11 protein-coding genes are annotated in these 13219 nt (G+C 53.4%); 2 read left to right on the plus strand and 9 right to left on the minus strand.

The window, feature by feature from the left end; genetic code table 11:
• Positions 1-231: 231 nt before the first annotated feature.
• The 8 genes from ACTG34_RS11425 to ACTG34_RS11460 form a co-directional block, all read right to left on the minus strand.
• Entirely contained in the window at positions 232-501 is a 270-nt protein-coding gene (locus tag ACTG34_RS11425) for a metal ABC transporter solute-binding protein, Zn/Mn family (RefSeq protein ID WP_439105040.1), read from the minus strand.
• Between the two features lie 358 nt (positions 502-859).
• The gene (locus ACTG34_RS11430) at positions 860-2332 is read right to left on the minus strand and encodes a mannitol dehydrogenase family protein (RefSeq protein WP_439105030.1); all 1473 of its coding nucleotides are present in this window, start codon (positions 2330-2332) and stop codon (positions 860-862) included.
• A 64-nt stretch (positions 2333-2396) separates the two neighbouring features.
• Positions 2397-3407, minus strand: coding sequence for an ABC transporter ATP-binding protein (locus tag ACTG34_RS11435; RefSeq protein ID WP_439105031.1), 1011 nt, complete (start codon positions 3405-3407; stop codon positions 2397-2399).
• Positions 3408-3419: 12 nt separating this feature from the next.
• Positions 3420-4250 carry a carbohydrate ABC transporter permease gene (locus ACTG34_RS11440; RefSeq protein ID WP_062217023.1) on the minus strand — a complete coding sequence of 277 codons (831 nt, stop codon included), beginning with the start codon at positions 4248-4250 and terminating at the stop codon, positions 3420-3422.
• Between the two features lie 12 nt (positions 4251-4262).
• Entirely contained in the window at positions 4263-5129 is an 867-nt protein-coding gene (locus ACTG34_RS11445) for a carbohydrate ABC transporter permease (RefSeq protein WP_439105033.1), read from the minus strand.
• Positions 5130-5239: 110 nt separating this feature from the next.
• The gene (locus ACTG34_RS11450) at positions 5240-6541 is read right to left on the minus strand and encodes an ABC transporter substrate-binding protein (RefSeq protein WP_439105034.1); all 1302 of its coding nucleotides are present in this window, start codon (positions 6539-6541) and stop codon (positions 5240-5242) included.
• Between the two features lie 112 nt (positions 6542-6653).
• Positions 6654-7613, minus strand: a complete 960-nt coding sequence (locus tag ACTG34_RS11455) for a sugar-binding transcriptional regulator (protein ID WP_439105035.1) — start codon at positions 7611-7613, stop codon at positions 6654-6656.
• A 1-nt stretch (position 7614) separates the two neighbouring features.
• On the minus strand, positions 7615-8292 hold the full coding sequence (locus tag ACTG34_RS11460) for an HAD family hydrolase (RefSeq protein ID WP_439105036.1): 678 nt from the start codon (positions 8290-8292) through the stop codon (positions 7615-7617).
• Between the two features lie 168 nt (positions 8293-8460).
• On the opposite strand from ACTG34_RS11460, the gene ACTG34_RS11465 reads away from it, so the two are divergent.
• Together ACTG34_RS11465 and ACTG34_RS11470 are read left to right on the plus strand one after the other, a co-directional pair.
• On the plus strand, positions 8461-9645 hold the full coding sequence (locus ACTG34_RS11465) for an NAD(P)/FAD-dependent oxidoreductase (RefSeq protein WP_439105037.1): 1185 nt from the start codon (positions 8461-8463) through the stop codon (positions 9643-9645).
• A 144-nt stretch (positions 9646-9789) separates the two neighbouring features.
• Entirely contained in the window at positions 9790-11661 is a 1872-nt protein-coding gene (locus tag ACTG34_RS11470; RefSeq protein WP_439105038.1) for a PAS domain S-box protein, read from the plus strand.
• An 18-nt stretch (positions 11662-11679) separates the two neighbouring features.
• On the opposite strand, the gene ACTG34_RS11475 is transcribed toward ACTG34_RS11470, so the two are convergent.
• Positions 11680-13065, minus strand: a complete 1386-nt coding sequence (locus ACTG34_RS11475) for a transposase (protein ID WP_439105039.1) — start codon at positions 13063-13065, stop codon at positions 11680-11682.
• Positions 13066-13219: the final 154 nt, after the last annotated feature.

The raw sequence follows: 13219 nt of genomic DNA on the forward strand, positions 1-13219 counted from the left end.
CCCGGAGAATTGATCGACAAGGCAACTGCCGATGGCTTGCCCTTACCGAAGGCACGTTCAATTGCGGACGCAAGCGCCTGATCATTCAATCCACCGCGCTTGGTCACAATGGTTCCGCTGAGCCGCACAACGTTCACGCGCGGCTGAGACTTCAAAAATGGGATCCAGTTTTTCATACAACGGATGTAGAGCCCCAAACCGCCCCAAACAAGGGGCGTTAGCATCCCTATTCTACTGGCACGGCATAAACGCCTGAGTGATGTGATCCAAAAGTGCGATATAGAACTGTGGCCCCGCCTCTAGGTGTGTACCAAGCGGATCAATGACGGCACGCGCGCCGACACTTTTACCAAGCACTTTATCAACAAGCTGACCGTTGTATTGGGGATCACTGAACGCGCAGGTGACGCCTGATCGCTCCACCGCGTCTTGCACCTGGGCAATCCGTTGGGGACTTGGCGCACTTGCATCGCTGATAGAAACAGCCGCAACCGCCTCAATCCTAGCGGCATGTCGCGCCTTGGACTTTTTGAAGTCGAACGGATTTGCTCACAATATCGATCACGAGGGCCGCGACTTTTACGATGCGATCTTGCTGGCCCGCCACAAATTAGACGTTGCCATGGCGGCTTTTAATCGGGCAATTTGCCTCGGCTTCCAGGTGCGTTGCAAATGCGGACCTGAGCATCTAGCCGTAAGCATCCGAACGCAGTACAGCCATCGCTGTGGCGCCCGAGTCCTATCGGTCATAGCGGGAATAGAAGCCGCGTTTATCTTCGGAACGTCCACCTGTCCCACCATTGTAAGTGCGGCCGCTGTCGTCTTTGCGTCGGATCGAAATACGAATGACACACGCGGCTTAAGAGGCCAGATACTTGTCGATTGCCGCCTCGGTTCCGTCCGCATAAATGGTAATGAGCCAGGCTTCGAACACATCGGCAAAGCGCGCATCCTCGGCCAAATCGCCATAGATGTGACGCATAGACAACCACGTCTTGGGCTCTTCTTGTGCCTGTTCTGCCAACGATTTGAGATCGTCCCAAAACGGATCATTCGGCTCAACTGTTGTGCCGTCTTCGCGAACACCCAGACAGTAACGCGCCCAGATTGCGGAGCACAACGCCAGTCCCTCAACCGTCCGGCCAGCAGCCAAACTTTCGCGCACTGATGGAATGATGAACCCTGGCTGGCGCGACGATCCGTCAAAAGCCACACGGCGCGTGGTATCCACAATCTTCGGGTTCGAGAACCGGTCGTGGATCAACTTCACGTAATCCTCGGGCGTGAATTCCGGAACGGGTTTTACGTTAGGCATGATCTCTTCGCGCTCGACCTTGTCAAACAGTGCCGCGATCTTCGGATGCTCCATACAGCCCGAAATCGTCTTGACACCAAGCACTTCGCCCGCGTCAGAAATCACTTGATGACCGCCATTAAGGATGCGGATTTTCATCACTTCGTAGTCATGCACATGGTCGCAAAATGTTGCCCCCGCCTTGTCCCAATCGGGACGGCCCGCGCAAAAATCATCCTCAATCACCCATTGGCGAAAGTTTTCGTGCGTCACAGGCACATCGTCACTCACACCAAAATCACGGGCGAATTCAAGCTCGCGCGGACCCGTGGCGGGCACGATGCAATCCACCATTGAATTAGGGAAGGTACAATTTGCATCAATCCAGTCCGCAAGGTCAGGATCAGACATCCGTGCAAGCGTCACAATAGTTTGACGCAAAATGCCGCCGTTGCCTTGAAGATTGTCACAAGACTGTCCGGTAAATGGCCCGACCCCACGTTCACGGCGTAATTTCAGCGCGGCGACAACAGCCCCGAACGCCGTACGCGGAGCGGTTGGATTGGCCGCGTCATTGACGATATCAGGGTGGGTTTGGTCAAAGGTCTGGGTGGCAGGGTCAATAAAATAGCCGCCTTCAGTAACGGTCAGTGCAACGATGCGAATGTCTGGCTGTGCCATGCGTTCGATTAATGGACCATGTCCCTCGACCACGGGAACGTAGTCGATCATGGAGCCTACAACCTCAGCGGAGGAACTGGACGGGTCCAACTCGATCAGCGTGGTCATGTAGTCCTGCTCCGCCATCTTTTGGCGCATGACTTCGTCATAGGGGCGAACCCCCGCGCCAACGATTGCCCAATCTTGCGCATATCCTTGTTGCATCAATCGGTGAAGATACCACGATTGGTGAGCACGGTGAAAGTTGCCGAGGCCAATGTGCACGATCCCGGCCGTCAGTGCAGACCGGTCATAGGTCGGGCGCACAATCGCGTCAGGCAGATCATTTAAAGTGTCGTTGCACAGCTTCATCGTCATATTCCCAATCGTCAGGAGCCTATGCCCCTAGATTTTTAAACTTAGCGTAGCCAAAAAGGGCGGCTTATTTATCACCAATACGCAAGCCATCAGGGCAGAAGCGATGGAGGTGAGCCGCGTCTGGAGTGAGATAAACCGTCGCTCCATACGACAACTCAACTTCGCCTGAGGCCCGTACCGTCAGCGGCTCGGAAAAGCCCTCGACAGTGATATGGAAAAACGTGTCGGATCCAAGGTGCTCGGAAACGCCAACAGTCCCTTTCCAGTCCCCTTTTTCACGATCAATTTCAATATGCTCTGGACGAATGCCAATGGTTTTAGCATCGTATTTGGCGGCCTCGGCCCCTTCGATCAGGTTCATCTTTGGTGACCCGATAAATCCCGCAACAAAGGTGTTGCGCGGTGCACGGTACAACTCCATCGGCGAGCCGACTTGCTCGATGTAACCTGCGCGTAGCACAACGATTTTGTCGGCCATGGTCATGGCTTCAACCTGATCGTGGGTCACGTAAACCATCGTCGTGGCGAGACGTTTGTGCAGCTCGGAGATTTCCAAACGCATGCCAACGCGCAACGCGGCGTCGAGGTTGGACAGGGGTTCGTCAAAGAGGAAGGCAGAGGGTTCACGCACAATGGCGCGGCCAATCGCAACACGCTGACGCTGGCCACCCGAAAGCTGTCCGGGGCGACGATCAAGGTAGTCAGTGAGGTTGAGCGCTTTGGCCGCGCTCTCAATGCGGCGGTCCTGTTCAGCCTTGTCCATGCCCGCCATTTTCATCGGAAAGGCAATGTTCTTGCGCACCGACATATGCGGGTAAAGCGCATAGGATTGGAACACCATCGCCAGACCACGTTTGGAGGGGGGAAGCTCGGTAGAGTCCTGTCCATCGATGAGAATATCCCCGCCGGACACATCCTCAAGACCCGCAATCAGGCGTAAGAGTGTGGATTTGCCACAACCAGAGGGCCCAACAAAGACGGTGAATTCGCCGTCTTCGATTGTGAGGTTGAGAGGTGGAATGACCTCAACCGTACCAAAGGTTTTTGTGACGTTTTCGAGTTTGATTTGTCCCATGGTATCCGTTCCTTATTTCACAGCGCCAAAAGTAAGGCCGCTGACAAGCTGTTTCTGGCTGAACCAGCCAAGGATGAGAATTGGTGCGATAGCCATCGTCGAGGCTGCGCTAAGTTTGGCGTAAAAAAGGCCTTCGGGGCTTGAGTAGCTCGCGATGAAAGCCGTCAGAGGAGCCGCTTTCGCCGCCGTGAGGTTGAGGGTCCAAAACGCCTCGTTCCAAGCTAGAATTACATTCAAAAGCAAGGTGGATGCGATGCCCGGAATGGCCATCGGCGTCAGGACGTAAAAGATCTCTTCCTTCAGGCTTGCACCATCCATACGGGCAGCTTCAAGAATTTCGCCGGGGATCTCTTTGAAGTAGGTATATAGCATCCAAACGATGATCGGGAGGTTGATCAACATCAGAACGATAACGAGACCCACGCGGCTGTCCAAAATCCCCATACGAATGAAGATCAGGTATATCGGGTAGAGAACACCAACTGCGGGGAGCATCTTTGTCGAGAGCATCCACAGGAGAATGTCTTTGGTACGGTTAGAGGGCACAAAGGCCATCGACCATGCGGCTGGAACCGCAATGATGATCCCGAGGATCGTAGAGCCCCCCGCGATGATGATGGAGTTCCACAAGAAGCGCATGTAGTTCGAACGCTCTAGAACCACACCGTAGTTTTCCAAAGTCCAGTTGAACCCGAGGAAAATGGGCGGATCGGCAATAGCCTGTGCTTCGGTTTTGAAGCTCGTGAGGATGGTCCACAAGATCGGAAAGAAGATCAGGAACCCGATCGACCAAGCAGCCACTGTATTGATCGTTTTGCGCTGTGTTGTAACGGCACGTGACATGTGAGCCCCTCCTTACGCGTCTAGGTTTTTGCCGACGATGCGCATCAAGAAGATGGCAACGATGTTGGCGAGGATGATGGCATAGACACCACCGGCGGAGCCCAGACCGATATTCTGGCTTTCCAGAACGCGCTGGAAGATCAGGTAGCTAAGCGTTTTTGTTCCAAAGGCACCGCCAGTGGTCACAAAAATCTCGGCAAAAATCGAAAGCAGGAAGATCGTCTGGATCAAAATAACGACCGTAATTGAACGGCCAAGGTGTGGCAGGGTGATAAAGGCAAAGCGTTTGGTCGCAGGCGCTCCATCCATTTCAGCGGCTTCAAGTTGCTCACTGTCTAGCGACTGAATTGCCGTCAAAAGGATTAGGGTTGCGAAGGGCAGCCATTGCCAACTGACGATAATGACGATCGACGGCAGCGAGGCTTGGCTCAACCACTCAACCGGCGCTGCACCGAAAAATTTCCAAAGATATGCGAAGAGCCCATAGTTGGGGTCCATGAACATGTTCTTCCACACCAGCGCCGAAACGGTTGGCATGACAAAGAACGGTGCGATGACAAGAATACGTACAAAGCCGCGTCCCCACATCGGTTGGTTCAAAAGGATCGCAAGCAACACACCGAGGACCACGGTGATGGCGAGAACGCTACCGACGATGATCAGTGTGGTGAAGATGGATGGCCAAAACGCGCTGGAAGTTACGAAGCGGATGTAGTTGTCAAAACCAGCCCATCCAAGGTCGCCGCCACGCATTGGCAGGTAATTTCTAAACGAAAAGTAGAGAGTCATAATGAGGGGAACAAGCATCCAACCAAGAAGAAGGACAACTGCGGGCGCCATCATTATACGGGCTGCAGATCGGGAATGCTGGGTTGCCATGACGCACCTCTATTGCTGACGGCCTATGTGCCGCCGTGGGATGAGTTGGTCGATAATCGGAGAATGGAGAGAGGGCAGCGCTTGGCTGCCCTCTGACGTAAAGCGCTAGCTTAGTAGCCGGCGGCTTCCATTGCATCGGTAGTGATCGCTTGAGCTTTCGCAAGAGCTTCTTCAACGGTTTGTTGACCAGCGTAAGCTGCCGAGAATTCTTGGCTCACATCAGTAGCGATGCCTGCGAATTCTGGGATCGCCGCAAACTGAACACCAACATATGGTGACGGTTCAACGGTCGAGTTGTTCGGATCAGCCGACAGGATCGAGTCCAGTGTCATTTGAGCGAATGGAACCGCTTGGTAGTTGGGGTTTTCGTAGAGCGATGTACGTGCGCCCGGAGGAACGTTTGCCCAACCTTCGTTTGCGGCGACGAGATCGATGTAGGATTTAGACGTTGCCCACTCGACGAACTCTACAGCTGCGTCTTGTTTCTGAGTGCCGGCAGGAATTGCCAGCGCCCATGCCCAGAGCCAGTTGGAGCGTTTGCCCAAACCAGTGTCGGGTGCAAGTGCGAAACCAACGCTGTCTGCCACAGTTGAGTCGTCAGGATTTGTCACAAAGGATGCCGCAACAGTTGCGTCGATCCACATGCCACATTTGCCTTGTTGGAAGAGCGACAGGTTTTCGTTGAAACCGTTAGTCGCGTAACCAGCAGGACCAGACTCGTCCATCATGCCTTTGTAGAAGTTCAGTGTGTCAGCCCAAGGCTGCGTGTCGAACTGTGCTTTCCAGTCCATGTCGAACCAGCGCGCGCCGAAGGAGTTGGACATAGCTGTGATGAAAGCACCGCCCTCACCCCAACCCGCTTTGCCGCGAAGGCAAATACCGTTAATTTCGGCGTCGCGGTCGGTCATCGCAGCAGCGGCTTCGCGGATGAAGTTCCAAGTTGGCGCGTCAGGCATCTCAAGGCCCGCAGCTTCCATCAGGTCTGTACGGTACATGATCATCGAGGATTCGCCGTAAAACGGTGCCGCGAAAAGCGTACCATCGTGGGACAAGCCGCCAGCCATTGCGGGCAGAATATCGTCAACGTCATACTCTTCGGACAGGTTGTCCAATGGGACCAACCAACCGTTTGCGCCCCAGATAGGCGTTTCGTACATGCCGATGGTCATGATGTCGAACGCGCCACCTTTGGTGGAGATGTCCGTTGTCACGCGCTGGCGCAAAACGTTTTCTTCCAAAGTGACCCACTCAACAGTGTGACCTGTTTTGGCTGTGAAATCATCGGTCAGACCCTGCATGCGGATCATGTCGCCGTTGTTCACAGTTGCGATTGTCAGAGTTTCGGCTTGTGCGGTCAAAGCAACAGCAGACAGAGCCGTGGCGCCCATAAGGACGCGGATAGTTGTATTCATGGTTTCCTCCCGTTGGACGGTGAGCAATTGCTCAGCCGTTGAACAAATACTCACCCGAGGACATGATTCTTGTCAAGGTGATTTGGAGGCATTTTTTAAGGGTAATAAAAAGTTAATTATTTATAAGAGCTTGCGCCGTAATTTCGTCCGTCACAAGATCGGAAATTAGCCCGCCGCGCAGGGCCGCGCGGATTGCCGGCAACTTTTTCGCACCGCCGCCGATGCAAATCACGCGCATGTGGGAGACGTCAGGCAGCAATCCGACCATCTGCCGGATGACCGGATGATCAATCATTTGGCCATTTTCATCGAACATGTGACTGCAAATTTCGCCCGCCGCCCCTAGCGCCTGAACTTCGCTAAGCTGCTGCGCCGAGATGAACCCGTCGACGAAAAGCGGTGCATCGTTCCCCATCTGCCCAACGCCGACGATCGCGGTACTCGCCTGTTTGGCCAGTGCGCGCGCCGCGCTCACGTGCGGCAATGACAAGTAGAGATCCATCTCGGCATCATTGCGCGCCAAAACGGGGACTGACATTGGATAGTGAGGTGCATTGACCTTTTCCGCGAGCCGCATGATCACCTCGTAAAACGAGGCAGATCCATCGGGCGAAACGTTCCCGATCAGCGAGGTAAGTTTGTGATGGGAGCCGTCAACGGCCTGCATCTGATCCACGACCATACTTAGGGTCCGCCCTGTCCCAAGTGCAATCACCTGTGGATCAACATCCTCAAGAATGCGCTCAACGAACGGCGCGGCAAAGGTTGCAATTCCAATACTGGGATCGACGGAGTCACCCGCATTGGGTGCCACGCGCACCGAATTCAATGCAAACCGGCCCTTTAATTCGCGCTCTAATTCAAGACATTCCGCAATCGGATGATCAATGCGCACGCGTATCAGACCTTCGGCTCCGGCACGCGCCACAAGGCGCTGCGCCCGTTGGCGCGAAATTCCCAGCTCTTGGGCAATCTGATCTTGTGTCATGCCGCCGACATACGACATCCACGCCGCCCGTGCCGCTAACCCGCGGTTAGAGCGTTCACCATCGTCTGTGTTTACCTGCGCCATGTTATTCGGCCTCGCCCGTTAGTTCGGGCGCAATCTGAAATAATTCGTCGAAATGTGCAAACACACGGTGTGGCTGCGCCGTCTCGTCAATCGGAAGTTCAAGACCTATCAAGTGGCTGCCCCCCACAAACCGCCAAACCGTCATCCCCGCCGACAGCCCCGCGCGAACACCCGCCAAAGAATCCTCAATCACCAGACACCGCGACGGTTCAACGCCAAATCTCTTGGCGACATGTAAGAACAAATCGGGCGCAGGTTTACCGCGCGCAACCTCAGATGCCGTATTGGAGCGCCCCTCGAACAAAGCGGTAAGTCCAACCATTTCCAATGAGCTTTTAAGGCGCACCGGACTAGAACTTGTTGCGACACAATAGGGCGTGCGGATGCCGTCAAGAACCGCCTTAATACCAGGCATGGCCATGAGTTTTTCCTCAAACGCCGCCAGTAAACGAGCGCGATAATCTGCCTCGAACCCCTCCGGCAAAACAACCCCAAACTCGTCACGAATTTGCTGTAAGACCACGGGATAACTACGCCCTAAAAAGTGCCGCGCAACATATGCGCCATCGACATGAACATCATAATGTTTCAATTCGGCGATTAACATTTGCGCTGAAATCACTTCGCTATCAACGATCACGCCGTCGAAATCAAAAATCACCAAATCGAAATCAGCCATAGCCCTGCCTTTGTATCGCGTCAGTGGATGCTCTGCGCATTACTAGACGCTACCGCGACCGTTATGCGCGAGGAGCAAAGGGTTTCCAAGGCGAAGTTACGCATCTCGTCAATTCTCTCCAATGGGTCTATACCGATCTTCAACGCAGTTTTGAGTGAGTTTTTAGCTATGATCGACCTAGAATCCGACACCCTGTCATGTGACGTATTGATTGTTGGTGGCGGCCCTGCGGGATTGGCCACCGCGCATACGCTTGCGCCTCACGCAAAAACAATTGTCATCCATCAAGACCGCGAAATCGGCAAACCCGTGCGCACGTCTGGCGGGACCTGGGTGGCTGACATGCAGGCTTTGGGTGTTCCACCGCACTTGTACCAACAGATCGACGAGTTGCTGTTTCGCTCTGATAATCGCGAAGTTGTGCAACCGCTGGCACAACGTAAATGCGCCGTATTGGACATCACGGGGACGTATCAATGGCTGGCCGATCTGGCGCGCGGCGCAGGTGCCGAGGTCTATACAGATACCAAATTCATGCAGACCGAAGAAACAGATGACGGGTTCGTCTCTACCATTCGGTCGAGATCCATCACGGCCTCTCGCATAAAGTCACGTTTCATTGTTGATGCCTCTGGGACGCCGCATGCAGTTTTGTCCAATTTGGGATTGGTGGAAAAGCCCGACCGTGTTGGTGTTGGCATCGAGCATGAGTTCGAAATCAAATCAGCGCCTAAAAGCCGAGCTGTTTTATTTGTCGGACAAGCCGTCAAATCAGGATACGGGTGGATTTTCCCTGCGCCAAACAACCATATTCGCATCGGGGTCGGCATCATCCAACCCGACAGCGACCTGTCTCCGCGCGACATCTACAACAGCGTTGTGACGCCCGAATTTCTGGAAAGTTACGGCCTTGAACTCGGGCCGCCCGTTCAAGTCAACGCAGGTATTATTCCCTCCGTGCCATACGATTCCAAGCTGGTATTCGGCAATGTCATCCGCGTGGGCGATACCGCCAACTTCGCAACGCCCACCGTGGGCGAAGGGATCCGAATCGCGATCAAGTTCGGTCGCATTTTAGGTGAACGATTGGGCGAAGCGATTACCCAAGGGTGCCGTGCGCCATTGATGCGCTACGAGTTGGAATGCCGCAAAGACTTAAAACGCAATTACAGTTTCGGCTTTACCGCAAATGAGCGGATCGCGACATATGACGCCGCAGATTGGGATCGAAGTCTTGACCGCCTTTCACGCCTTGATGAAGCCGAAGTAGTCTCGCTCGTGAAAAGTGAGTTCACCGCAAGGATGATGCTCAAGGCCGCATGGAAACAACTGCGCCATAAGGTGTTTGACTGACGCCCCACATGATGCGCCGAACCGCTTGCGCGACACGGGCACGTCGGCCAAAATCCAAATCGACACTATGAGATCCATAGGAGTAAACCTTATGTTAGAAGTTTCAATTATAAGCATGCAGAAATCGTAATTTAGGATTCCAGCATGTTTCACTTTCGCCAGCCTAAAATTATTCCAACTCCCTATGATGCACCCATAGCGACACTAGGCCGCTCGATGGCTGTTGTTTGGTTTGATCTTGAGGGCACGATTTCTGAGGCAAGTGACACTTTTTGCAACACAATGGGGTACACGCGAGACGAGGTCATTGGGCAACATCATTCGATGTTTTTGTTCCCCCAAGATGCGAACTCGGCACAATACCGACAATTTTGGAGCGCGTTGGCGGGCGGACAAGCACAACAACGCACCTTTACGCGCCGGCACAAATCCGGAAACCGGTTGTTTATTGAGGCCTCATACGTACCGATTTGTGATGCAAGTGGCACCGCCACAGGTGTTGTCAAAATCGCGACAGATGTGACAAAATCCACAACCGATGCATCACGCGCGACGTCAATCATTGCTGCAATTAATAGATCAGCAGCGGTCATCGAATTCACCTGTGATGGCTACATCACCGCCGCTAATGATAATTTTTTGAACCTGATGGGCTACACTTTCGAGGAGGTGCGCTCAAAACACCACTCAATGTTCATTCACGACGATGAGAAAAACGCTCCGACCTATGTTGCATTTTGGGACGAACTCAAAGCTGGAACTTTCCAAGAAGCCGAATTCACGCGGCGAGCCAAAAATGGCTCCGACATCTATATCCGGGCGTCCTACAACCCAATTTTTGACTCAAATGGCGACGTACAAGGTATCGTAAAAATTGCCACTGACATCACCGACGAAACCGTACGCAGGCTCGACATTGAAGGCCAAATGGCAGCCATCGATCGATCCGAGGGCATCATCGAGTTTTCACCCGAGGGTATTATTCTAAAGGCAAATACGAATTTTCAAAACGCCATGGGATATACAGAGGCGGAAATATTAGGGAAGCATCATTCGATGTTTGTGACTGCTCAGGAGCGCGATTCCACGGACTATGCAGCCTTTTGGAAGAGCCTGAATGACGGCGACTTTCAAACACGTGAATTCCACCGTGTTGCAAAAGATGGCCATGACGTGTTCATACACGCAACCTACAATCCGATTTCAAACTCGAAAGGTCGCGTGACCAAGGTTGTAAAATTCGCAACCGATGTCACGCCGCAAAAAACAGCGATTAACGAGTTCCAAAACGCAGTTTCACGCTTGAGAGACGGTGATCTGACGGTACATTTACCGGATAAGATGCCTGGAGAGCTGGAGCATTTACGCAATGATTTTAACGATACAATCAAACGCCTCTCAACTCTGATCAGTCAGATCACGGTCGGAACAGGCCACATGCACAATGAAGTCGAAAGCATCGCGGCGTCTTCCTCCAATTTAGGACAACGCACAGAACGCCAAGCTGCTGCACTGGTTCAAACGGCATCGGCGATTACGGAAATGACCGAGTCTGTAGATATGGCGGCCAAACGCGCCAAAGATTCGGCAGACACCGCATCGCGGGCGCACACCCGGTCGAGCGAGGGCAAACATCTTGTAGATCAAACTGTGAAAGCAATGGCAGATATCGAAATCAGCTCTCAAGAAATTTCAAAAATCACTTCGGTCATCGACGACATTGCCTTTCAAACAAATCTGCTTGCCTTGAACGCAGGTGTCGAGGCGGCGCGTGCGGGTGAGAGCGGTCGCGGCTTTGCCGTTGTTGCCTCAGAGGTTCGCGCACTGGCACAGCGCTCATCCGATGCTGCGCGTGAAATTGCGCGTTTGATCGAGACATCCGGAAAACAAGTAAAATCCGGCGTCGGTTTGGCGAATGAATCTGGTGCGGCGCTCACGGATATTGAAAGCCTGATCACGGCCGATTCTGTTGAAAAACACCGTGTTGCTGGCGCAGAAAGTGCGGCTCAAAACTGAGGGCGAGCGCCTTTCTTGTCAGGCTTTGCGCGTTTGCTGCGGTGCAGGAAAGATCTTGGCTAATTTGCGGAGGTTTTGGGCGGTTGCAGCGAGTAAAAATTCGTCATTAGCGCCGTTTGGGCCTCGTAATCGGAGCCGCCCCAGCCCCAAGATCCGTTTGAGGTGGGCAAAGAGCATCTCCACCTTCTTGCGCAGCCGCATCGAGACCACATATTGCTTGGTTTTGGCGATATCGCGGGCAACTTGACGGGCATCTTCATGTTCCTCACGTGTGATTTTGCGTGCATCAGCTTTTGGGCAGCATTTCATCTTCGATGGGCAGGCCTGACAGGTGTGTTTCAAAGCCTGATACTTGGCGACGCCCTTGCCCGTGGGTTTCCGGTTCGGATCAGAATAATTGCGCCGGAACTGTTTAAGCGGTTCCCCTTCAGGGCAGATGTATTGGTTGTTCTCGGCGTCCCATTCGAAGTCAGTGCGGGACCATGTGCCGTCAGTCCGGCCTGCTTTGTCCAGTACGGGAATGTGGGGATTGATGTCGCGATCAACGAGCCATCCCAGCATCGGCCCTGATCCATAGGCGCTGTCTGCAATCAATCGCTCTGGGTCAATGTCATGCCGATCCTTTATCCGATCCAGCATGGTGCGCACTGAACCGACCTCAGCCTGTCGGATCGACCGTGTACCCTCAACGTCCACGATGACGCTGTGATCGGTGTCGATCAGATAGTTGGTCGAATAACTGAAGAATGCAGGGCCTTTACGGGCAGCAGTCCACTGGCTTGCTGGATCTGAGTGGGACGTGAACTTGGGTTCCACTTCCGAGGCGGCTCCGAAAGCTGCATTGTCCAAGACGTCGAGGTATTCCTTCACAGCTCGTGGCGCATCGTTTGGATCAATGGCGCTGCGATCCCAATCTTCCTTTGGCGTAGAGTTCTGCTTGTTCGCATCTGCCTCGATCAGGCTAGCATCAGCGGCAAGCCTTTGCCCGCTCACCAAGCCATCCGCGATGCACCGAGCAACAGTCTTCTCGAACAGGTGACGCAGAAGTTTGCTTTCCCTAAAGCGCCCGTGACGGTTCTTGGAAAAGGTCGAATGGTTTGGAACTGGATCAGATAGATCAAGGCGGCAAAACCAACGATACGCGAGGTTCAGATGGACTTCTTCGCAAAGGCGGCGCTCTGAGCGGATACCAGAACAATAACCCACCAATAACATCCGGATCAGAAGCTCTGGGTCGATGGATGGGCGGCCAGTGTGGCTATAAAAATCGGCCAAATACTGACGAATGTCACTCAGATCAACGAACCGGTCAATCGAGCGCAGTAGGTGATCTTGAGGGACATGATCCTCCAGCGAGAACTCATAGAACAGCGCCGCTTGCGCTTCTTGCTTCGGTCCCATCATCGTTCAACCTCCCCATACCGTAGAGAAATTGAATCAGTCACAGACCCTCAAATCAAGAAGAGTTTTTCAACAGAATTAGCTAATGACTGCCGTATCGCCAGCAGCAACAACGTAGTTTTCATCAGCATTAATTCTTACATTGGTGTCGGCAAAC

It is taken from the genome of Celeribacter marinus (assembly GCF_965656515.1).
In the GTDB taxonomy this organism is placed as follows: Bacteria; Pseudomonadota; Alphaproteobacteria; order Rhodobacterales; family Rhodobacteraceae; genus Celeribacter; species Celeribacter marinus_D.

Bases quoted from the DNA above. Each gene is read 5' to 3' on its own strand.
- ACTG34_RS11430 (WP_439105030.1), bottom strand. From the start codon at position 2,332: ATGACGATGAAGCTGTGCAACGACACTTTAAATGATCTGCCTGACGCG.
- ACTG34_RS11435 (WP_439105031.1), bottom strand. From the start codon at position 3,407: ATGGGACAAATCAAACTCGAAAACGTCACAAAAACCTTTGGTACGGTT.
- ACTG34_RS11440 (WP_062217023.1), bottom strand. From the start codon at position 4,250: ATGTCACGTGCCGTTACAACACAGCGCAAAACGATCAATACAGTGGCT.
- ACTG34_RS11445 (WP_439105033.1), bottom strand. From the start codon at position 5,129: ATGGCAACCCAGCATTCCCGATCTGCAGCCCGTATAATGATGGCGCCC.
- ACTG34_RS11450 (WP_439105034.1), bottom strand. From the start codon at position 6,541: ATGAATACAACTATCCGCGTCCTTATGGGCGCCACGGCTCTGTCTGCT.
- ACTG34_RS11455 (WP_439105035.1), bottom strand. From the start codon at position 7,613: ATGGCGCAGGTAAACACAGACGATGGTGAACGCTCTAACCGCGGGTTA.
- ACTG34_RS11460 (WP_439105036.1), bottom strand. From the start codon at position 8,292: ATGGCTGATTTCGATTTGGTGATTTTTGATTTCGACGGCGTGATCGTT.
- ACTG34_RS11465 (WP_439105037.1), top strand. From the start codon at position 8,461: ATGATCGACCTAGAATCCGACACCCTGTCATGTGACGTATTGATTGTT.
- ACTG34_RS11470 (WP_439105038.1), top strand. From the start codon at position 9,790: ATGTTTCACTTTCGCCAGCCTAAAATTATTCCAACTCCCTATGATGCA.
- ACTG34_RS11475 (WP_439105039.1), bottom strand. From the start codon at position 13,065: ATGATGGGACCGAAGCAAGAAGCGCAAGCGGCGCTGTTCTATGAGTTC.